Here is a 22923-nt window from a genome sequence, read left to right as displayed (position 1 = left end):
GTCTATCCCTCTTAATCCGGCGTTAATCGATCAGTATATTTCACCTACAAAAAAAATTCACTCACTCCGCGCCGGGCGGGGCGCACCGAAGAAGTTGTGGTGTCGGCTATCCGCCATTCCGTTGAAGTAATCGCGCGCATGCATCGCGTAACGGTGCTGTCTTATTTCTGATCACAGGCAGCGATGATATCGTCAAGGAAAAGACGCGCGTCCCTAGGCATCGCGCTAGGCATAACATACTTCCCGCTCGACGATATCCTTGATGCGGGATTTCAGCGTCTTGGGAATGACAAGGTCTACCGGGCGATCAAAGATCCGCTCAAGCTCGAATTTAAGTCCCATATAATTATCAAAACTTTCTTCGCTGAACTCTACGAGTATATCGAGGTCGCTGTCGTCCTGTTCTTCGCCCCGTGAGAATGAACCGAATACGCCTATCTCACGGACCCTGAAACGTTCGGCAAGCAATGGCTTGATCTCTCGCAGTTTTTGTACGATATCGTTCATGAGCATACTATAAGCCATACGCGGGCAAATCTCAAGGGCGGGGGCGTTGCTGTTGAATGTTCTCGCTGGTAGAAGCATTGGTGAGCATCGGCAATGTGCGAAGGGAAATACGACGCCTGGTAGAACAAGGGGTTGCAACCCCTTGTTCCTTGCGATCGGCGCGAATGCTCCCCCCTAGTACTTCGTACCGCCTTCCGCCACGCCGCGGATGAAGAAGCGCATGGCGAACACGAAGAGCAGAATGACCGGTATGCTCGCAAGCGCGTAGCCTGCCATAAGCGGTCCCCAGAGCTTGAAGTACTCGCCGGACATACGCAGGAGCTGCACGGTGATCGGCAGCTTGCTGTTGTCCCGCATGATGATTAGGGGCAGGAGGAATTCGTTCCAGTGGTGAACGAACTGCTGAATGGCCACCGTCGCGATGATGGGTCCTGAGAGCGGGAGCACGACATTGCGCATCTGCTGCAGGTGCGATGCGCCGTCGATCTCGGCCGCCTCAAAGAGGTCTTTGGGCACATCCATGATGAACGTCCGGAAGATGAATATCGGCCCCACCTGCGAACCCGCGATACCCACGATGATGAGCGCGGTGAACGAGTTGAGCATGTTGAGGTCTTTGAGCAGCCGGAACAACGGGACGAGGTTCGCGATGGCCGGGAGCATCATGAGGATGAGGAGCGCGTTCCAGAAGAACGACTGCATCGGCACCCGAATGCGGATGAAGAAATATGCGGCGGCGATAGCGAACACGACGGCGAGCACGACGATGGAACCGGAGATATAAATACTGTTGGCAACGTTCGTACCGACCATATCCCATGCTGTTTTCCAGTTCTCCCAGTGGAACGGCATTTCAAGCGTGAGCGGATTGCCGTAGAACTGCGAATTCGTCTTCAAGCTCACGATCATCATGAGGTAGAAGGGGATGAAGGCGAAGAAGAGCACGAGCCATATCATCGCGTGCTTTAAGCCGCGGAGGAATCGCCCGCCGGCCTTCTGGCCGAGATGAACGGCCGGGTTGAGCATGAACTGAAGCTGACGCTGGTAGATCACATCCGGGTCCACCCCGGCGCGCCCCGTCACCACATCGAGCATGAGTTTCATGTTCTTGAACGGGATACCGGCGATGAACAGGAACGCCCCGACGCCGATGTAGAAGAAGTCGAACGGCAGGATGAGGCCTTTCCCCTTGGGTGCGAGCGGGAGCGCCGCGACCACCAGGAATACGCCGAGCACGAGGAGCGCGAGACGGATGAGCACTTCGACCGAGCTGGATTTGCGTTCGAAGATGAAATCGCGGACAAAGCTCCACGGGAAGCCGATGAGAGCGAGCGTCATGGCAAGGAAGTAGTAGAACGACGGGGTAAGCCCCGGCAGCTTTACTATGAAATGCTCGACGACGAAGAGTGCTGCACCGGCAAAGAACCAGATGATGCGCGTGAAATAATTAGCAGCGTTCTGCTTCATCGAAAGGAAATCGAAGGGAAGCCCGGCGATGATGAGCACCGCCGATACGGCGGGCATGCGTCCGGTAAGTGAGAGCGCCAGGCCGAGCGCCGTCAGTATAGCCCGGAATATCGACCGGGACGTCTTCGTTTTCTGTTTCCACTGCGACGTGAACGTGGATATATTCTGCAGACCGAAGACGACGAGGGTAAGGACGATACCGATGGCGCAGGCGTATCCCATATCCTGTTCGACGAACGCCTTTCTCAGCATGAAGAGCGCAGGCACGGTGGCCACACCGCCCGGACCGCCGTCGATGCCGACAAGGGCGAGCACCGTCCCCGCATCGCGTATCGTATCGATGATGGTAAAGATGAGAAGCACATAGATGGAGCCGAACAGATGCGGCAGTTCTATCTTGGTGAATTTCGTCCACCAGTTCACGCCGTCTATCTCGGCGGCTTCATAGACGCTGTTGTCCATGCTCTGCAGTTTCGCAAGGTGCGTGAGCACGCCGAACGAACCCACCCACGGGAAACCCCAGAGCACCATGGCGGTGATGATGAGCTTCGGATTACCGAGCCATGCGGGGTTCTGGTCGGGCCTGAAAATATCCCACCCCATGAGCTTATCGGTGAACAAGAGGAGCTGTTTTATCCCGAACGTATTGATGAACTGATTGAGATACCCCTGGCTCGTTTCGAAGAAGAACGAACGCCACACAAGCACGACGACGAGCCCGGGGACGATCATGGGTATGACGAAGAGCACACGATAGAGGAACTGGAGCTTTTCGCTCTTGCATCGGTGAATGAGAATGGCGACCATGATCGCCGGCATCATCTTGAACAGGTTGAACGCACCGAGTATGAACACGAGCTTGAACGATTCCCAGAACGTCTTGTTCTTTATGAGGTCGAGATAGTTATCGAACCCGACCGGGTCGGCGATATCCGCCCCGTTCCACTTGAAAAAGCTGTGGAATACGCCGCTGAACGCCGGATAGTACGAGAATATCCCTACGATGAGGAGCGTCGGTATCACGAAGAGATATATATCCCAATGATGCCCTATCGTCTTCATCGTAACTTTCTTCATCGAGATCATAGCGTTCTCCCTTGTTCCATGGTATGCCGGATATTACCGGCGTCGTTTTATCCGTGCCAGCGCTTCGGGGGTGTATTCGTACGCAGCGGTGACCTTGATCGTCCCGTCCTCCGCACCCTTCAAAAGCGAGCGGTCGTAACTCGTGCCTATCTCGCTGTTTATCGGGCGCAGTTTCACATAGCGGTATTTTATCCAGAACTCGTTGCGCCGTTTCTCGTTCGTCGCGAGCATGGCCTTCGCCCGAAGGATATTGCAGATCTTCTCGTCCTGAATGATGTTCCGCCGCCAATTCTTGTTGACCTGTATATAATCGGCATATCCGCGCGACAAATAGTACGGCGTAAAATCATCGCGCATCTGCTCGAAGGACATCTGCCCGACCTGGAACATCGCGTAGACCTGCGACCACTTGATGATCGATTCGCCGCCGATGCTCAGATTTATTCCCGGCATGACGCCGTCAACATGCGGCTGGAAGTACTTCAATACGCCGGTGCCGTCGGCGCCCTTGACCGAGGGTATCCATCCGATCATCTCATTGAGCTTGATATTGTTCTCTTTCTGCGACATGAACAGCATGAAATCGATGGCCACGCGCTTCCTGTCCCCGGCGCTTTCCGGCGTCGGCGTGCCGAACGAAAAACCGGTGGCAGGGTCCTCGAATGCAGGCCCCCGGTAATGCTTGAACAATTCCGGATCGCTCGGATCGGGATACGGGAAATCCATGACGCCGATCTCAAATCCATTATCCTTCGCCTGCGCGGCAAGTGTCATGGCGTCCCACGTGCCCGTCGCAATGAAGATAGCGCGCTGCTGCACGAACATGAGCACCGCGTCATCGCGGTTAAGGCCGGTGAACCCCGGCATGCAGTTCTTGCAATGTCGATCGACGATCTCGAATTTCGCGCGATATGCCGGGTAATTGAGATCGATCATCTTCGTCTTGAACCCGATGAACTGCTCCACCGAACTTACCGTGCAGTCATGGTTGAAATCGATGAGGTCGAGCGCACTCGTGGTGACCACATTGAACATATTGCCTTCAACAATATTGAGGTGGTATCGAGAACTCGATATCGGGATATACGTCGCCATTTCGGCCTGTATCTTCTTGAGCACCTCGTTCACGGACGCAAGCTCGTTCTCAAGCCGCGTGCGGTCGCCGCCGCCCGCTGCTATCTGAGCCTCGATCTTCTTCGCACGAGCGCTGAGCTTATCAAAATCGCGTCGCTGGGGCTTCGTCAGATACTTATGTTTCTTGATCTCTGCGCATGCGCTCATGAATTCGCTCAGATTCCTCGGCGCATTCGTCCTGCCGGTGAGCTTTTCAAGGAGATCCTTATTGTAGTAGAACCGCACTAGGAACTGTGATAGCCCTATCGTCATGTATTCCTGCACGTCGGCATTGTAACAGTTCTTAAGTCCGTCCTTCGTCGTATCGCGGAGCGGCACACCCTTGAACTCGTTATGCTCATTGTAAGGGTTGGGCGATGTGACATAATCCGTGAGCGGCGTGAAATAGCGCAGATAGTACCCGACGAGAAGGTTATACGGGACACCGAGACCGCATTCGATGAGGTCCGGCGCGGTACCGCCGAGCATCTGGGTAATGAACCACTGACCGTATGTCGATTCCGGTACGGCATTCTGGATGATACGGACGTTCGGGTGGATCTTCTGGTATTCCTTCGCCATGTACGCAAGCCCGTCACGCACGCCCGGTTCAAGCTGCCAATGCGCGATCCGCACGGTTATAATGCGCGAACGCGCACTTTTCGGGATCTTAATCTTCGTGCCCGGCACAAGCGGGAATTTTTCCGAAATGTCGGGATAGTTCTCGTTGCAGATGAGATCGATCGTCGTGTTGTACGATTCGGCGATGCTCTTGAGCGTTTCGCCGGTCTTTACGATATAATGCACGTCTTCATCGACACGCGAATTCAGGAACACGGCGATAGCAGATACAACGAATGCGATCCCTATGACCACAATGCCGAAATATCCTTTCAGGGCCGAAAAAATCTTTTTGAACATCAATACTTCCCTAAATTATACATACGGACCGCCGTATGCGGTACTATCGCTTCCCATCCATTTCACTCATGCGCTTCAGTGCGATCTTTGCGGCGAACACACGCATGTCAAGCGGATAATCTTTGATGAGACGATTGTAATATTTGCGTGCGGTGCCAAAATCGCCAAGGCCCCATTCAGCGATATCCGCGATATACCAGATAGCCGCGGTAAGGTCCTTGATGCTCGGATTGACCTTGTCTTCCTCGATAAGCTTGAGGTTCGCCATGCTGACATCCATACGCTTCTGCGGATTGTCGAGCATTTTGTACGCGTAGCCGAGGCAGGTATATGCAAGTCGAAGGAGGTTCGGGTTGGGATAATTCTTCACATAGTTGACAAGCGCTTTTTCGGCGATCAGGGCGTCATCTTTTTTCCATGACACAAGATACGTTTCCTGCTGATATATTATCGCTTCTTCGGTCGCAGGATGAACGGGGAATTTATCGATGACCTTCTGATACGCGGCGCGGATAGCGGGGAAATCCGGCTCTTCGTTCACGCCGACGACATGCTTAAGCCGTGCAAGCGCAAGGAGCGCCCACGCCGCTTCGTCCATCGTGCCGCCCTGGTCCACTGCCTGCTGATAGAGATCCGCCGCCTTTTTCTTGTCCGGGTTGTCGGAAAAATTCCACACGAGCCCGAGGCCGTAAAGCGCCTTGCAGTGCGCCGAGCGCATGTATGGGTCGGCGGACGCATCATTACCCATTGGAGTGCCTTTTACCACCGCATCAAAATTGCGCATGGCGGATTTATAATCGCTGAAGATGTACGTGCGCCAGCCCTGTGCGAGTTTCTGCTCGACATCGTTCGTGGAGAGATAGCCTTTTTTCTGTGCGAACGCCGGCATGACAGCCAGCACCGCGATGACAGCGAAGGACAGTACCTTGTGCATGATGTTACTCCTGGATAATGTCGCTACAAACGTTACGTGCTCCCGAGAAAAATCCCCGGGGCAAACAACGGCCAGTGTATTCGATTTTCAGCAATTTGTCAATGTAACCGGGGCTTTCGGCCGTGAAAACCCCTGCATCCGTGCGCCATTCCTGGAAAAAGTAATTGACGCGCATGGACGAATCGGGTACACTACGCCCTCGGCCGGTCATCCGCTCTGACCAGCCACTAACATTGAACGGAGCTTTTCCCTGATGAATAACAAGATACTGTTATCCCTCCCGACAGGCCAGAACGTCGGCATAGCGTTCTCCGGCGGGCTCGATACGTCGGCAGCTATTGCATGGATGCGGCACAAGGGGGCCGTTCCCTATACGTATACCGCCGACCTCGCACAGCCCGATGAAAAGGATTATGACGATATCACGCGGAGGGCCATGGAATACGGCGCACAGAAGGCGCGTCTCATCGACTGCCGCGCGCTCCTCGTGAGCGAAGGACTGGCCGCGCTCCAATGCGGCGCCTTCCATATCACTACCGCAGGGAAAACGTATTTCAACACAACGCCGCTCGGACGTGCGGTTACCGGCACCCGCCTCGTACAGGCAATGGAAGAGGACGGCGTCAACATCTGGGGCGACGGCTCGACCTATAAAGGGAATGATATCGAACGGTTCTATCGCTATGGGCTCCTTGCCAATCCGGCGCTTAAGATATACAAGCCATGGCTCGATCAGGATTTCGTGCGGGAGCTCGGCGGACGCAAGGAGATGAGCGAATGGCTCACGACGCACGGCTTCGCGTATAAAACGAAGGCGGAGAAGGCGTATTCCACCGATTCGAACATCTGGGGCGCTACCCATGAAGCGAAGGAACTTGAGTTCCTCTCCAAGGGACTGCGCATCGTCGACCCCATCATGTGCGTGAAGTTCTGGGATGCATCGGTTGCGATAGCGCCTGAAGAAGTATCGATACGCTTTGAGGAAGGATATCCCGTTGGCCTGAACGGCAAGTCGTTCGAGTCGAAAGTGGACCTTGTGCTCGAGGCGAATCGCATCGGCGGGCGTCACGGCCTCGGCGTGTCCGATCAGATAGAGAACCGCATCATCGAGGCGAAAAGCCGCGGCATATACGAGGCACCGGGCATGGCGCTCCTTTTCCTCGCCTACGAACGGCTCGTAAGCGCGATACATAATGAAGGGACCATCGATAATTACCGTATGCTCGGGCGCAGGCTCGGGCGTCTTCTCTACGAAGGCCGCTGGTTCGATCCGCAGTCGCTCATGCTCCGCGACACGATAACGAAATGGATAGGGCGCGCGGTGAGTGGCGAGGTTGCGCTTGAGCTTCGCCGCGGCGACGATTACACGATACTCAACACCGAGGGGCCCAATCTCACCTATCACCCGGAGCGCCTCTCGATGGAACGTGTCAACGACGAAGCGTTCTCACCCGTCGACCGCATCGGGCAGCTTCAGATGCGCAATCTCGACATCATCGATTCACGCGAAAAGCTCGCCGTGTATTCGGCGAGCGGCGTGCTCCCCAAGGGCGGCATGCGCTCGCTCCTCGATGCCCCGCCGGAAAAGACCGATAAGAAAAAATAGCGCGCGCAGAACGGTACGCGTGCGGAAAAGATGCCGACTGAGATCAGGGACGGACGCATAGTGCTGAAAATAAGAACGGGCGATCTGAAGAACGGGCCGACACCGTACTTTGAGCTTGTTCATGCCGGGGAGCGGTAGCGATACTGTAGATCTGTTTCAATTCGTTTGACTTACTACATATCTGTATTATATTACTTGCGATATGGTTATCCATATATGGTATAACCAATGTGGAGCAAGTATTTGGCTGAAAAGAAGCAAAAATATGCCGCCCCCGCGATAAGCAAAATGTTCGATATCGTCGAGCTCATGGCGAGGGAGAACCGCGCGTTCGGCATCAATGAGCTTTCCCGCGCACTCGAAATGCCGGTGAACACGGTGTACCGCATCGTCATGGAGATGGAGCATCGCGGATACGCCGAGAAAAGCGGCACGGGTTATGCTCTCGGCGCGAAGTTCTTCGTGCTCGGCCAGATCGCGGGAAGCCGCATCGATATGCGTACAAAGGCGCTGCCGGTGATGAAGGAACTCAGCGAACAGACCGGCGAAACCGTGCATTTAGCAATTCTGCAGGGTGACCGTATGGTGCTGCTGGACCAGATCGAAACGACGAATCCATTGCGCATACATGCCGATACCGGATCGATACTGTATCCGCATGCTTCAGCATTCGGCAAGTGCATGCTTGCGTTCGCGGATGAAAAATTCATGAATGAATATATCAGGAAGGGTCTGGCATCTCTCACGGAGAGGACCATAACCGATGGCGGGAAACTTCGTTCAGAATTGTCCGGCATCAGAACGAACGGCTTTGCGTTCGACTATGAGGAATATCTGAACGGCGTTCGCTGTATCGGCGCACCGGTGCATGGCACGGATACAATGGGAATAGCGTCCATTGGTATCGTTGCGCCCGCATACCGGCTTTCGGAAGAGCGGATGAAGGGGATCGCATCGGTCGTTATCGAAGCATCAAATCGCATTTCAGAGACTATGGGCAGGACGGGCAGGCAATTCGCGGGAGTGCAGCATGTCTGATAAAACCGGAACAACATCTCGTCCCAATCTCGTTTTCATTTTTGCAGACCAAATGCGCGGCATGGATATGGGGTGTGCCGGTAATCACCAGATACATACCCCGAACTTAGATCGCTTAGCTGGTGAAGGCATCCGTTTCAGTAACGCAGTATCATGCCTTGCCTCCTGTACACCGCATCGTGCCTGTCTCATAAGCGGACGCTACCCGACAACGACCGGTGTGCTTTCAAACGACGTCCCCTTGCCGATCGACGGCAAAGGTATCGGACATGCTCTGCGGGCCGGCGGATACAAAACCGGCTGGGTCGGAAAATGGCATCTCTTCGGCCCCGCCGGATACCGCCGGACATTCATGCCGCCGGGAGAGCACCGTCATGGATTCGATGCTCTTTGGGTGGGAGTGAATTGCACTCACGATTATCTTGACGGGTGGTACTATCTCAACGACGATCCGTCCCCGGTAAGATTTTATGGATACGAGCCGGATATACAGACTGACATTTCATTACAATATATTTCAGAGCATAAAAATAATCCCTTCTCGCTTTTCCTCTCTTATGGACCGCCACATGACCCCTACCATACAGTTCCGAACCGTTGGAAGGATATGTATGATCTCGAGATGCTGGAATTCCGTCCGAATGTCCCGCGTGATATTTTCAATTATCCAACGTGTGTTCCCGGCTGCTGCAAGCCTGTCGATACATATCTATCGCCCGAAGAGGTGGTGGAATGGCACAAACGGTATGGTTTTGATAAATCAATTGGCAGAGGGTCGATGCCGAATACACCCGACCTGATCATGCTGCGCGATTACTATGCGGCGATTTCTGCATTAGACCACAATGTCGGGCGAATCCTCGATCACCTGGAACAATGCGGAATTGCCGATAATACAATAGTCGTGTTTACCTCCGACCACGGCGATATGCTTTTTTCGCAGGGCGCCTTTCAAAAAGTCCACCCATGGGAGGAATCGATCAACGTTCCATTCATTCTCCGCTATCCAAAAGAGGTCCCTGCCGGCACTACATCACGGCCGTTCAACACGCCGGATATCATGCCGACGCTCATGGAATTACTCGGGCTGCCGGTGCCGGATTATTGCGAGGGTATGAATTTCGCACCGCTCATCAGAGGCGAAGCGCAGAAAACGCCGGATGCGGCGTACATCATGTGTCCGTGGGAGTGGAATTTGCCGGCGTATCGAGGCATCCGAACGGAGCGGTATACCTATGCAGAATCCATGGCGGCTCCGATAATATTATACGACAATCAGGAAGATCCCTGTCAATTGCGCAATCTGATCGATGACACTCATTCCAGCGAATTGTTAAAGAACTTGAAAAAACAATGCCATGACCTTGCGGAGAATAAAAATATTCCATTCGAATCCTGGTCGGTCATAAGCAGACGATTGGATGAAGTGAACCGTGCGTGGGTAGAAAGGTATGGAGAGACGATCAAGCCGACGGCATGGGACTTCATGAGGCGGAAATAGAATGCAAACAACAAGCCTGGTCAACATTAATCTGGTATTCACAGCAGCGCTACTGCTGCTTGTCGCGCACACCTGGGCTGCACCAGAAGCCGCGCAAGATTTAAAATTGAGCGCCCGCGTGCTCACCACGGTCACCCCGCCATTTCTGAACTCCGATAAAAAACCGGATGCCATTGTCCAGAACCAGGGCGAGTTTACCGGCGGGCGCTTTTTATTCGGGGAAAAAAGCCTTGCGATTGACGCAGATGGGAAAATATCGCTGAAAAGCCAGAGCTCGCGCGCGCAGTTCAGCATGACGTATACTGCGAACACCGCTTTTGGATATTTACAATTGCATCAATTCAAGGATGTACAGATAAAACCTTTCGCCTCTGAGAAGAAAGTTGCCATTACGGCGAAGTTTCCATTGGACAAACCCGGGCTCATCCTCGGTGATGTAAAAATCGATATCACTCTTTTACCTGATGGGCTTATCCGTTTTGATGCGGAACGCCAGATTCCTGAAGGTTCAGAAAAATTGCTTGTTGCCGGGTTTATAGGAATAACTGCGCCTTCCACAAGTATTATGTCGGGTATGTTTTTCAATGTAGACGGGAAAGATTTTCCGCTAAGCAAATACGAGAAAAATACAATTCTTTGTGACACCAATAAGTTCACGTCACTGGCAATGTTTGCCGATTCAAAAATACCTGCTTTTACTGTCAATAGTTTATACCCGGGTGTGCTTCTTGCATCAGGCGATTCAGCGGGAATTCTTGTGCGTATTAAACCAGACTCGGCCGGCAAAGAATCGTTTACGCTTGACTTGCGCGCCGGTGTCGAGATCAAACAATCCGACGCCTACGCGGGCATCGACATCAAAGCCGCGGACGATCTGAATACCCCGGTCTGGCGTGCCGGCATCAATCTGATGCAAAATGCGTCGTTCGAAGCGGGTTTCAGATACTGGAAAATCAATGGTTATTGGCCAACGGATTCCAAAGGTCTGAAGATTTTTGAAATTGACAATACCGTTTCAAAATATGGAAAAAACAGCATGCTTATCCGTCATTTCACACAACAGTATCCCTTACGGGAGCAAATGCTCTATTCTTTTACATTTCCAGTGAATAAACGGAAAATATATTCGGTAAGCTATTGGGCAAAAACTGACAGCAAAGACAGTCCTGTTTTAAATATTAACATCCAGAGCTGGATCCCTCTTTGGGGCGAACGGGTTAATGAAAGACGATTCTTTAACATAAAAGTTAATTCACGCGAGTGGACACGGTATTCAACCAATTTTAGTTTTGCGCCGGAGGCACCCGGAGGCACGGCTGCCGCACTGACACTCAGCGTCAGCGGTACTCCCGGCGGTAAAACATGGGTCGATGGAATTCAAGTTATCGAAGGGGAACAGAGTGATTTTCAGTCTGAGCCCAGCGCGGAGCTCATGGTAAACGGACAGCCGGACGCCAATGTCGAAAGCCAGTCGCCGTTCGAATCGGAATTGATAATTCATGACGCTCCGAAAAAGATGAACGGTACCGTGCAGGTGGCCGTGGATAATTTCCAGAAGGTGCTGCAGAGCAAGAGTACCTTTGAATTTCAAACGGATGAAAACGGTAAGGCAAAAATAAAATTGCCGTGGAAAACAAAAGATTTTCTGAAAGGGATAAACATTGTCCGTACGGAGTTTTCCGGCAGCGGTTTGAGCTATACCGATTATTTCAGGATTAATATAATGGATTACCTGACGGGAACACATAAGAACAAAGAGTTTTTCAGTCTCTATATCCAAGAGACAGTGTCTAAAGCGCCCGATCGAACAAACTTTCTTAATTTCGTAAAATATTTTGGAATAGGCGCTATTGATGGAGGTAATGCTAAAACAACCAGGGAATTTCCAAAAGAAGATTATTTTGATCATATAACGAACTATGGCCTGCACTTTGAACAGGGTCTTATGATGGAAACAGTTTATATCAAGCCGTTTAAACTTATCCTTTCAGACGGCAGTACGAATGAAATTGTACTATTGGAAACAGCGACCAATTGTAGTCCTGAACTGGAAAGGCAAATCGAAACCATTACAGAACGCCTTGTCCGCTCTATGCACTGGATCGATGCATGGGCGCTCATCGGCGAGCTGGATTGCCGTTTTGCCAATATGCCGATTGCTGATGCAGCCAACATGCTTCATGCTTTCTGGCGCGGCGTTAAAAAAGGAAATCCAAACGCCAGGGTATATCTTGACCAGGGAATAGCATCATTGACTCCAGACCGCACCATACCGTACTTAAAGCGTTTGATACAAGCCGTAGGGAAAACACCTCAATTTGATGCTATTGCCGCTCATACGTATCGGACCGGCCCGGAAAATCCGGATCTGGATGATGACACTGCCATCCTTTTGAAAATGCTTGATGAAAATGGATACGGCGACACAGATGTTTTTTTCAACGAAGGTATTTGGTATGCGGGATACAATATTCCCGCCTGGAACTTGAATCCTTATGCGGGAGGGACTACTGCCGTACATTGGAAGAACATGCCGGCTGTTTCCTATGACATGGGTTGGGGTGAAAAAATATCTTCCGCTTTTATTATGCGAAGTCATCTGGCGGCAATGAAATATAAAAAACGCATAAAGGCAGTAACATCCGGAAGTTTACACCATTTGAGTATGACTTTGGATCACTATTATTCGCCTAACGCCCAATTCAGAGTAATAAACACACTTGGCAACATGCTGGGCGACGCCGATTTCCGTGAAGACATCCGCTTTGCACGTGACTCGCGCGCCTACGTTTTTGAAACCGCTAACAGTGAGCCCGTAGCAGCCGTATGGTCATATATCCCGGATGTTGACCGCGGGCGTGCGCCGGAGCCGGAGTTTGATGCTGACTTCGGAGATATTCCGGTAAAGTTTTATGACATGATGGGCGCCAGACGAGAAATTAAAAAAAATGAAACCGGGAGCGTTACTATACCGCTCTCTCCATTTCCGGTTTTCATTAAAGGCGAGCCGGGCTCTCTGGGGAAAATATCCGCCGCCTTAAAAAAAGCCGTTGCGAAAGGCGTTGAGATGTCGCCATTTACCGTATCGTCGGCATTGACCGCCGACAATAACCTGCAAATTACTTTTAAGAATATGTTTTCCAAAGATTGGAAGGGAGTGGTAAATATTGGCGGCAAATCTTGTGAACTTTCCGTTTCTTTATTGGGTGCAGAAAGAATACAGGCGCCGCTTAAACAACAGCCGCTTTTTGATAGAATAATTGATTTGCACGTACCCGTTTCGTTGCAGGAAAATAACGGACAAGCGTTTCAGGAAAATATTTCATTGACCGCATTGAAAGTAAAAAAAGCAAGAACCTCGCTGGTGATCGACGGCGATTTGGATGATTGGCAGAATATTCCAGAGGTGCAGATCACCAAAGCAAACCGCGCCGATGCGGTAAAACCAAACGAAAAAGCCCGCTACCCGGGAGACTTCCAGGCGTTCTTCAAAGTTGCCTGGGATGAAAATAATTTCTACCTCTGCTCCAAAGTTGTAGACGACAAATTCAGCGTTGATGAGAAACACCCCATTGACTCCCGGTATAAAAACGATTGCCTGCAGGTATACTTTGACACCCGCTGCGATGCGCGGGCGAATTTTTCAAAGACAAAGTCACCGCGTATGGATGTGAATGATTATAGTTATGACTTTAGTCCTGACCTTGAAGGAAATAAATTGACGGCCTATCTCCGCAATGTGCCGGATTTTCAGCTTTCCGGCATTGCTGGCGGAAATATGGTTGAACCGGAGATCAAGACGGCTTTTAAGCGGACCGCGGACGGATATATTTACGAGATCGCTTTTCCCCAAAATCGTATCAAGCCAATGTCTTTGACCGCCGGTGTGAATATCGGTCTCGGGTTGATGTGGAGCGACAGTGATGAGGGGCTCAAGGCGCAGTACAGCATTGTTCCCGGGGTACAGTGTTATATTAACGCCAATCTGTGGCCGGTCATGGTGCTGACGGAGAAAAAATGAAACAATCCTGGAGATACGCATGAGCATACCATCGGTTTCTTTGGAAAGCAGTATTCTAAAACGCCTCAACCAGCACACACTTGCCGGCTTCTACGAGGAGAAGAACGCACCGATATTCGCCCGCACCGCCCGCGCGCTAAGGAGGTACTGCGAGAACGCCGCGCCCCCCATATATTCCGGCACCGCGCTTTTCCCGAACGGCGGCTGCAATCTCTGGAATCTCATTCCAAAACAGGCTGTCAGATATGACTATTCATCCGGCCTTATCGGTGTCGAACCCACGCTGACGGAATTAGCGAATGCATCGAACGATACGGCGGAACGCCAGATCCTCGGAGGGATTGTCGGCGATGTGCGTACCTATTCAGTCAATCCCATGTCCACAAAATTCAAGACCGGTGGAGGCGGGTATACACATTCTATCATCAACTACGGGCGTGTGCTTGCCGAGGGGCTGGAAGGATATCGAACGCGCATCGAGCAGCATACGCGGGGAACAAGGGGGCATGGTTCCCGAGCGGCTCGCACTGAGCGAAGCCGAAGTGAGTCGAGGGATGCCCCCTTGTTCTATAACGCACTGCTCGATGCCCTTGACGGGCTCATCATACTGCATGCAAAATGCCGCGATGCGATAGCATCGGCATCCTCCGATGAAGGGAGAACGCTCGCTGTCGCATTCGAACAGATGCCGGTGAAGCCGGCGCGTTCATTCTATGAGGCGATGGTCGCTTTCAATTTTCTATGGTATGTCGACGGCACCGATTCCATCGGCCGCTTCGATCAATTCATGTATCCGTATTACAAAGCGGATAGAGAACGCGGCGCGATAACCGACGAGGAGGTGAAACGGCTGCTCGTCGAATTCTGGAAGAACATGGATGCCAACAGCGGCTGGCATATGATACTCGGCGGCAGCGATGATAAAGGGAAGCCGGCGTACAATGAATTCACCGATCTCTGTCTTGAAACGCTCGGCGGCTTTCGGCGTCCGAATGCCGGAATACGTGTCCGGAAGGATATGCCCCCCGCGGTTTGGGAACGCGTGTTCGATACCATCAACAGCGGCGCGGGGAATCCGGCGCTCTATAATGAAGAAGCATACGCAAAGTCGATACCGAAGTTCACCGGTGTAAAAGGGAAAGATGCGAGCGAATTCGCCTACGGCGGCTGCACGGAGCTCATGTTCCATGGGCTTTCGAATGTCGGCTCGCTCGATGCCGGCATAAATCTCATCGAGGTGCTCGACGGCACGACAAAGTCATCCCTTCACGATTCCGCGTCGTTCGAGGATTTCTCGCGGCGGTTCAAGGATGATATCGTATTGAACATCGATGAAATGATCGATGAGGTAAATCTCAATCAGGAATACAAGCTGCGGTTCCGCCCGCTGCCGATACGAACACTCTTCATCGACGACTGTATCGATCGGGGCGTTGAGTACAATGCCGGCGGTGCTCGGTACAACGGGAGCGTGGTGAACGTCGGCGGGCTTGCGAACGCGGTCAACTCGCTTTTCGTCATACAAAAGGTGTTCGACGGCGAGCTCGGCGTTACAAAGAGCTCATTTTCCGCGATGCTTGCCGATGACTGGCGCGGCCATGACGATATTCTTGCACAGATAAAACATCTTGAGAAATTCGGGAACAATAATCGTTCCGTGGATGCGCTCGCAGAGGACATAGCCGGCATTGTGTTCGAACGCATCACCGCGAGGAAATGCCGGCGGGGTAACGGTTTTTTCCTTCCCGCATGCCTCATGTTCGTTACCTTTGCTAATGAGGGCCGCGATGTCGATGCAACGCCCGACGGGCGCACGCGCTCATCCCCCATCGCGGATTCCATCGGACCGATGCAGGGGACTGATCGTGACGGGCCTACATCGATGCTCCTCTCGGTGGCAAAACTCCCTCAATACAAGGCTATCGGGACGCTTGTGCTCAACATGCGTCTGCCGAAGGTCGTGTTCGAAACGCCTGAAACACGCGAGAAACTGAAAACGCTCATTCAAACCTACTTCGATCTCGGCGGACTGCAGATACAGTTCACGGTCGTCGATGAAAAGGCGCTCAAGGACGCTATCGATCACCCGGAAAATTATGAAAGTCTCGTCGTCCGCATCGGCGGATATACGGAATACTTCAACCGGCTTACGCGGGAGCTCAAGGAAGAGGTATTGAAACGCACGGCGCACAGCGTATAATTGCTGCCATGGAAGGCATCGTATTCAACATTCAGCGCTTCTCCATCCACGACGGCCCCGGCATCCGCACGACGGTATTTCTCAAAGGCTGCGATCTCAAATGCATGTGGTGCCACAATCCGGAATCGATATCGGCGCAGCGTGAGCTCCAGTATTTCCCGCATAAGTGCATCGCCTGCGGCAATTGCGCAAAGGTGTGTCCGGTCAACGCACAGCGCATGGAGGACGGGAAGCATGTGTTTATCCGCGAGCTGTGCACGCGCTGCGGCAAATGCGTAGAGGTCTGTTACGCTGAAGCGCTCGTGATGGCGGGAAAGTGCATGACAGCGGATGAGATAATGACCGAGGTGATGAAGGACGCCCCGTTCTATGAGCGATCACAAGGCGGCGTTACCTTCTCCGGGGGCGAGGCGCTTGTGCAGCGTGAATTTGTACTCGAGCTGTTGAAGCGAAGCAAGGCGGGGGGCCTTCATACCGTGATCGATACTGCGGGAAATGTGCCGTGGGCGACATTCGAGTCGGTACTGCCGTATACGGACCTCTTTCTCTATGACGTCAAGATCATCGATGATGAAAAGCACAAGCAGTTCACCGGCGTAAGCAATAAACGCATACGTGAGAACCTCCGAAAACTCGGTGTGATGAAAACCGCGGTATGGATACGGATACCGACGATACCGGGCGTGAATGACAGCAGAGAGGAGATGAGCGCTATCGCCGATGCGATAGCGGGCCTTTCTGCCGTCACACGCGTGGAGCTCATGCCGTATCATACTATCGCCTCGGGAAAATATGGATCGCTCGGGCTTACCTATCCGCTTTCGCATCTTGCCGCTCCGACACAGGAACATATCGATGATCTCACGCGGATATTTATCGATCACGGCCTGCCTGTCGGGGAACAGAATTGATTTTTGCCCGTTGGGATATAGGATTACCGCACGATCTCTCCGGAGGAACACATGATCGATCTCCCTCGCGAGATATTCAATGCTCCAAAAACGTTCCCTGCACCCGGTTTTGAAGCCGACGGCGTCACATCGCTGTTCTATGAAGGCATGCCATGGAACGGAAGACCGACGCGCGTTTTCGCGTGGTACGGCGCACCGACACATGCAACGGATGAAAAACTCCCCGCTATTGTCCTCGTTCACGGCGGCGGCGGGACAGCGTTCGCGGATTGGGTACGGCTCTGGAATTCGCGCGGATATGCCGCTCTCGCAATGGATACCTGCGGCGGTGTTCCCGCATGGCATACATCGCCCTATTCACGCAATCCCTGGCCGCGTCATGAGCATTCGGGCCCGCGCGGATGGGGGCTCGATGACGCATCATTTTTTCCCGAACTGCCGGCGCACGATCAATGGCCGTTCCATGCGGTAAGCTCGGTCGTGCTCGCCGCCTCGCTTCTGCGGTCATTCCCCGAAATAGATCCGACGCGCATCGGCATTACCGGCGTTTCATGGGGAGGATATCTCACCTGCATGGCGGCCGGGGTCGATGCCCGATTCGCGTTCGCGGCACCGGTATACGGCTGCGGTTTTCTCGACGGCACATCGGTCGGCCTCGGGGCTCAACTGCGCAATGACAGGGATAAGCCTCGACTCGATCAATGGTTTTCGCTCTGGGACCCATCGCATTATCTCCCGAAAGCTGAAATGCCTGTACTGTGGGTGAACGGTACGAATGACTTCGCCTTCCCCATGGACTCGATGCAGAAGTCGTATCGCATCGCTGTCGGCGAACGGCGTCTGGCAATTCGCGTACGTATGCCGCACGGTCACGGCGGGGCCGGAGAGAATCCGCCTGAGATACATGCTTTTGCCGATGCACTGTGCAAAGGCGGCGTTCCGCTTTCCGTCTTCGGCGATCAGGGTCATGACAGGACATCGGCATGGGCATCGTTCTCAAGCGCGCGGAAGATCGTGAAAGCGGAATTGAATTTTACCCGGGCGACCGGATTCTGGACGGACCGAACATGGTATTCTGTCCCCGCTGTTGATGACGCCTCCCGCGTGTCGGCAGTGCTGCCGCCGCAGACAACGGTGTATTACTTCAATCTGTTCGATGCGGACGGTATCGTTGCGAGCTCGGAGCATGCGGCGCTTGTCTGATCAAGCCGATACCGCTTTCTGCCCTTTCGGGAAAAATCCCTATGGCCGCAGGGGCGCAGCATGGATACTGAGCGCCGATATCGCGCCGGTGAACGGTTCTGCCGATGGCCCGGGATTACCATATCCGCATCCGATGATAAGTCCTCCGGAAAGCCGCGGCAGCCGTCCCTGCATATCTATTCGGGCGGAAAGTTTTTTATCGATATAGATCTCAAGTGACCGCAGATCATACACCACCTGCACGGAACATAGTCCTTCGGGAAGCGGCTCCGCGGACTTACAGTTATTCGTTCCGACAGCAGCGGTAAGCCTTCCGTCAGGACCGTACTTGAGCGAGAGCTGCCAGCCGAGCAGGAGTATCGTCTGCGAAGCGATCTGCGGCTTTGAACGCATCGTGAACCCTATCGTGAAACAGCCCTGCGGGAGAACGCCGAACGGCAGGGCGACGAACTGCTTTTTCGCGCCGTCGAATATGAGCGCCGGACGGCCTTCCAGCTCGCCGCGAGCCGGCGACTGATCCGATCCGCCGACACCCGCACCGAATCCTGTCACCGAGACGCCGCCGAATTTCCCGTAATGCCCGTACGCGGAAGTATCGAGGACAAGCCCCCCGCCGCGTTCATCAAATCCCCACGAGCCGATGAGCGCATCGTCGCAGGGTATCTCCCCCGGCACTGCTTTGCCCTCTTTTTCGTCATAATACCAGGTGGGAAATGTTATCCCGACCGGAGGGAATACCGGCGATGATTGCGCAGTATTTCCGGCGGCGGTTTTTACATCAAGCCAGTACGCGTCTGCGGGTTTCTTTCCCGCTGCGGGGATGGTGAAATTCCGTGAGAGCGGCAGCGTCATATCCTGCGCGGCTGAACGCGCCGGTGAGAGTTCAATCAGCACAAAACCGTCGCGCCCGAGCGCGAATGTCCGTGAACCGGAGCTGATAAGATCATTGATGCTGAGCTCTTGTGAGAGCGCTCCGATCCTGATCATGAGCGTTGTGTCGACGGATGTCAGCGTGCAGCGAATGCCGTCGAAGCCTGCATTGACGCCGAGTCCGGCGCGGCCGAACGCCCTCGATATCCAGCGCACGGACGATGCGTCTGCGGTCAGGTTCGATATCCTGCTGCCGATGGCTTCAGCACTGACGATCGTGCCGTTCCTGAGAGCGAGTGAGCATTCATATTCGGGGCGGTCGCATTCGAAATAGCGTATCATGCATTCGTATGACGGCGCTGCACCCGCTGCCGGAAGTGCGAGCGGCATTTCCATGCGTGTAGGCGTTTCACCCTTGTTCGCTGCATTGCGCCGCATGAGCGTGACCGCCGCTTTTCCGCCGCCCGTGACCGTTGCACTGAACGCCCGCGGCGACCCGCTGAGCGAGGCGGATGAAGAGGATATCTGATCATCGAAGAGATATCGCATGGTAAAACGATCGAAACGGGCGACGGGATTTATCCAGGTCCAGCGTGTGTTCACGGTCTGTTTTATTCGTGCTCCTGTCAGCGCTGCCGTGATACGCACCGCACGGGCGTTCTTGTAGTGTGCATAGGGAAGCTCCGCGGTCAACGCATGCATCTCCCCTGGCGACAGGTTCTGTTCGAACGTGGAGATCGTTTTCCCCGATTCATCCTGCCAGCTGCCGGCGAGCTTCAATGCCTCCCTGTACGGCAGATCGAGGAATTCGGTGTAGATGATATCGCCGCGCATTACCTCGGTAGGCTGACTGACCCAGATGCGCGGTGATGGATACTGCGTCACCGGCACGCCCTTGTACTTCTCGATGTAATAACGCGAGAGCTCTAAAAGACAGTTCCCGGTACGCGCACCGGGGCCGATCTGCGCATCTTCGCTGTAGTCGTTCCATGACTGTATCATCACGCCGAAGGGGGAGAGCGCAATCATCTTTTCCCAAGCCTCGCGATAGTACGCTGTCCCTTTCGGATCAACGAACCAGCCGGCCTCCTCACGCCAGAAACCGGGTATGAGCCCGGCGATATAGGTCATACCGAAGGCGTCAGCTTCCGACTTGTATTTCTCCATCGCGTCATGTACGACGCTCCATGGCTTATCGCTCACCATAATGAGATTGTGCAGACCCCCGAATTCCCAAAGGCCGTCCCAGAGCGGCATAAGCTCCTCTTTCTCATAGTCGGTATACCCGGTACCGCCCACCTTTGATGATTCGAACATGTTCGCGAAGAGGTATATATCATTCCCAGTCTCTCTGCGAACCGTCTCGACGATATCTTTCCAGTCCTCAGCGGGGAAACTGCCCTCGCCGCGGGAAACATTGAACGGGAATTTCACCTGCGATGTGCGCAGCCACAAAAGATAGACCGGCTTGCCGTTGACGCGGTACACCGACGGATGTTTTCCGAATTCGCGGTGTGTCATGATGATCCAGTCGATGACTTCCTGCTTTGATGAATAGTACATCTCAAGTTCGAACAGTATCTTGAGATCGAGCGGCCGCGCCGCGAGAAGCATGTTGCGCCAAAGCGCGAGCGTACTGTCGAAATATACCTTTCTCGGGTTCGACTGTATGGCAAAGCCGTCAAGACCGCCTTTCTTCGCGGCGTTGATCATGATCGTCAGATCTTTCACCTGATCGCCGGTACTTGCCCATACCGGACGGTCGCGCAGCCCGGAATAATCGTAATCGAGAAGGAAACTGCGCATGAACCACCCGAAAACGGGTTTCCTTGCATCTGAAGGCGAGAGTATGTTCTTTGCCGTCGCGGCGGTTTGTACGGTGCGGCGAATGAAGTGCATATCATCGATGATGATGCTCGTGCTCTCGTTCGTGGACGGTTCGCGTGTATCCATGGATATCTGTATGTTGTCAAGCGCGTTCCACCCCTTCGGCGATCGTATCTTCGCGAAGCGATTGAACGGAATGACGGTCTTTTGCCATCCGTTGAAATTGAGGTCGATGGAAGCGAGGAAATAATTGCCGCTGTCGAACTTATTATCCGCGCGCGCCTTCTCGTACTCTGTGTCGGGAATGCTCGATATCGTGATGAATATCTTTTTCCCGCGATCCGCCTCGTTGTAAAGCCAGAACGTGATCGCTTTATACCCGCTTGCGTCAAAGCGATCGAGGTCTTTCGCCACAAGCCAGGGCTTACCCTTGCGCACGCCCCCGCAGTCCATGGCGTACGATCCTTCCTTTGCGAAACTGGTCCGCTTTGCGTGTTCCTTCCAGACGCCGGTTTCGAAATCGTCGAAGACGACGGAGTCGTCCGCTGTAAGCGACGCGAGAATCGCATGTACGGCGATCAGAGCAATGAGAGCACATTTCATTTGCGATCCTCGCTACGGTTTTTTTCCTCCCCTCCCCCTCTCTCACTTCTCTGTGAGAGAGGGGGAGGGGCCGGGGGTGGGGGTGAGTGTTTTTCTGCCTCGTTAAAAAGCGCTTCTATGTTCGCCGGCGCTATGTCCGGCAGTATCGCCTCATGGCTCGGTGATATCACAAGCCCCGTCGGGAATATCGCCTTAAGCTCACGCACCTTCGCGGTGACAGCATCCGGCGTGCCGCGCACGAGAAGCTCCTGCGCATCGACACCGCCGCAGAAAGCAGTTCTCGTGCCGTATGAATCTTTGAGACCGCCGGGCGACATACCCGCGGCAAGTGCCTGTATCGGATGTATCACATCGACGCCCGCTTTGATGAGGTCGTCGATGACAGGACAGATGGAACCGCAGGAATGATACACCACTTTCACGCCGTATGACTTCGCCTGGGCGATAAGACGCTTTGCGTTCGGGAGCACATGTTCGCGTATCATTTCCGGCGAGAGCATGAGGCCGGTCTGACTGCCGAGATCATTGCCGATGAGCACCGCATCAAGCCTCCCTATCGTCGCTTCGAAGAATATCTTATTGGCGGTCAGATAGAATTCCGTTACGCGGTCGTCCACGGCTTTGAACATCCGTGGTTCGGTGAGCATGGTCATGAGCGCGTTCTCCATGCCGAACGCAGCGCAGGTGTCCTGGAAATGCGCCGACCAGAGTATGCCCATGACGGCATAGCCGGGAGGCACATCGGCGAGCGCGGCCTTGCAGGCAGCCGTACTCATATGTTCGGCGGGGTCGGGCCATGTGAATTTCGCCACATCGCGCACATCAGTTCTGTCGGCAAAAAATCCGCGCGCAGTGAGCGTGCGTTCTTCGTATGCCGCCGTATCGACGGCGAAGTTGAACGCGCAGGCGATGTGATCCGCCGGCGGGTCATCGTAGGGCACCTCCACCGGCCACACATCATCATTGATGGCGGACTTAAGACCGATGATGTCCTTCACGCCGAACTGGCGATACAGCGCGGGGAGCGCGCCCGCAACCGGAAGCCCCAGCCATGACGCGGGGCGATCGACTGGCCTCCGCTCGACGGTAGCAATGAACCGTTCCTTGTGCGTCAT

General features: G+C 53.7%; 13 protein-coding genes. 7 read left to right on the top strand and 6 right to left on the bottom strand.

Going from position 1 to position 22923, the window contains the following annotated elements:
• Nucleotides 1-225: 225 nt before the first annotated feature.
• From AABZ39_13295 to AABZ39_13280, 4 genes are all read right to left on the bottom strand, one after another.
• The gene (locus AABZ39_13295) at nucleotides 226-525 is read right to left on the bottom strand and encodes a nucleotidyltransferase family protein (GenBank protein ID MEK6795750.1); all 300 of its coding nucleotides are present in this window, start codon (nucleotides 523-525) and stop codon (nucleotides 226-228) included.
• Between the two features lie 156 nt (nucleotides 526-681).
• The gene (locus tag AABZ39_13290) at nucleotides 682-3060 is read right to left on the bottom strand and encodes an ABC transporter permease subunit (GenBank protein MEK6795749.1); all 2379 of its coding nucleotides are present in this window, start codon (nucleotides 3058-3060) and stop codon (nucleotides 682-684) included.
• Between the two features lie 33 nt (nucleotides 3061-3093).
• Nucleotides 3094-5094, bottom strand: coding sequence for an extracellular solute-binding protein (locus AABZ39_13285; protein MEK6795748.1), 2001 nt, complete (start codon nucleotides 5092-5094; stop codon nucleotides 3094-3096).
• Between the two features lie 43 nt (nucleotides 5095-5137).
• On the bottom strand, nucleotides 5138-6028 hold the full coding sequence (locus tag AABZ39_13280; GenBank protein ID MEK6795747.1) for a tetratricopeptide repeat protein: 891 nt from the start codon (nucleotides 6026-6028) through the stop codon (nucleotides 5138-5140).
• 253 nt (nucleotides 6029-6281) lie between these two features.
• Between AABZ39_13280 and argG the strand changes: the two genes are divergently transcribed.
• From argG to AABZ39_13245, 7 genes are all read left to right on the top strand, one after another.
• The gene (gene argG / locus AABZ39_13275; protein MEK6795746.1) at nucleotides 6282-7634 is read left to right on the top strand and encodes an argininosuccinate synthase; all 1353 of its coding nucleotides are present in this window, start codon (nucleotides 6282-6284) and stop codon (nucleotides 7632-7634) included.
• A gap of 243 nt (nucleotides 7635-7877) precedes the next feature.
• Nucleotides 7878-8672, top strand: a complete 795-nt coding sequence (locus tag AABZ39_13270) for an IclR family transcriptional regulator (GenBank protein MEK6795745.1) — start codon at nucleotides 7878-7880, stop codon at nucleotides 8670-8672.
• A complete protein-coding gene (locus AABZ39_13265) occupies nucleotides 8665-10173 on the top strand; it encodes a sulfatase (protein MEK6795744.1) in 1509 nt (502 codons plus the stop codon). The genes AABZ39_13270 and AABZ39_13265 overlap by 8 nt, the downstream gene beginning before the upstream one ends.
• Before the next feature lies 1 nt (nucleotide 10174).
• Nucleotides 10175-14194 (top strand): sugar-binding protein, encoded by a 4020-nt coding sequence (locus AABZ39_13260; GenBank protein MEK6795743.1) that lies wholly within the window; start codon nucleotides 10175-10177, stop codon nucleotides 14192-14194.
• Nucleotides 14195-14213: 19 nt separating this feature from the next.
• The gene (locus AABZ39_13255) at nucleotides 14214-16394 is read left to right on the top strand and encodes a pyruvate formate lyase family protein (GenBank protein ID MEK6795742.1); all 2181 of its coding nucleotides are present in this window, start codon (nucleotides 14214-14216) and stop codon (nucleotides 16392-16394) included.
• Between the two features lie 8 nt (nucleotides 16395-16402).
• The gene (locus AABZ39_13250) at nucleotides 16403-17305 is read left to right on the top strand and encodes a glycyl-radical enzyme activating protein (protein MEK6795741.1); all 903 of its coding nucleotides are present in this window, start codon (nucleotides 16403-16405) and stop codon (nucleotides 17303-17305) included.
• A gap of 51 nt (nucleotides 17306-17356) precedes the next feature.
• Nucleotides 17357-18508, top strand: a complete 1152-nt coding sequence (locus tag AABZ39_13245) for an acetylxylan esterase (protein ID MEK6795740.1) — start codon at nucleotides 17357-17359, stop codon at nucleotides 18506-18508.
• Nucleotides 18509-18547: 39 nt separating this feature from the next.
• On the opposite strand, the gene AABZ39_13240 is transcribed toward AABZ39_13245, so the two are convergent.
• Complete coding sequence (locus AABZ39_13240; GenBank protein ID MEK6795739.1) at nucleotides 18548-21808, bottom strand: endo-1,3-alpha-glucanase family glycosylhydrolase; 3261 nt, start codon at nucleotides 21806-21808, stop codon at nucleotides 18548-18550.
• Nucleotides 21805-22923, bottom strand: a complete 1119-nt coding sequence (locus tag AABZ39_13235; GenBank protein ID MEK6795738.1) for a uroporphyrinogen decarboxylase family protein — start codon at nucleotides 22921-22923, stop codon at nucleotides 21805-21807. The genes AABZ39_13240 and AABZ39_13235 overlap by 4 nt, the downstream gene beginning before the upstream one ends.

The organism is Spirochaetota bacterium (assembly GCA_038043445.1).
Lineage (GTDB): Bacteria > Spirochaetota > Brachyspiria > Brachyspirales > JACRPF01 > JBBTBY01.
Note: the sequence above shows the minus strand (reverse complement) of the source record. Positions and strands in the feature narration are given on the sequence as shown.

Bases quoted from the DNA above. Each gene is read 5' to 3' on its own strand.
- AABZ39_13265 (MEK6795744.1), top strand. From the start codon at position 8,665: ATGTCTGATAAAACCGGAACAACATCTCGTCCCAATCTCGTTTTCATT.
- AABZ39_13240 (MEK6795739.1), bottom strand. From the start codon at position 21,808: ATGAAATGTGCTCTCATTGCTCTGATCGCCGTACATGCGATTCTCGCG.
- argG (MEK6795746.1), top strand. From the start codon at position 6,282: ATGAATAACAAGATACTGTTATCCCTCCCGACAGGCCAGAACGTCGGC.
- AABZ39_13285 (MEK6795748.1), bottom strand. From the start codon at position 5,094: ATGTTCAAAAAGATTTTTTCGGCCCTGAAAGGATATTTCGGCATTGTG.
- AABZ39_13295 (MEK6795750.1), bottom strand. From the start codon at position 525: ATGGCTTATAGTATGCTCATGAACGATATCGTACAAAAACTGCGAGAG.
- AABZ39_13255 (MEK6795742.1), top strand. From the start codon at position 14,214: ATGAGCATACCATCGGTTTCTTTGGAAAGCAGTATTCTAAAACGCCTC.
- AABZ39_13250 (MEK6795741.1), top strand. From the start codon at position 16,403: ATGGAAGGCATCGTATTCAACATTCAGCGCTTCTCCATCCACGACGGC.
- AABZ39_13290 (MEK6795749.1), bottom strand. From the start codon at position 3,060: ATGATCTCGATGAAGAAAGTTACGATGAAGACGATAGGGCATCATTGG.
- AABZ39_13245 (MEK6795740.1), top strand. From the start codon at position 17,357: ATGATCGATCTCCCTCGCGAGATATTCAATGCTCCAAAAACGTTCCCT.
- AABZ39_13235 (MEK6795738.1), bottom strand. From the start codon at position 22,923: ATGACGCACAAGGAACGGTTCATTGCTACCGTCGAGCGGAGGCCAGTC.
- AABZ39_13280 (MEK6795747.1), bottom strand. From the start codon at position 6,028: ATGCACAAGGTACTGTCCTTCGCTGTCATCGCGGTGCTGGCTGTCATG.
- AABZ39_13260 (MEK6795743.1), top strand. From the start codon at position 10,175: ATGCAAACAACAAGCCTGGTCAACATTAATCTGGTATTCACAGCAGCG.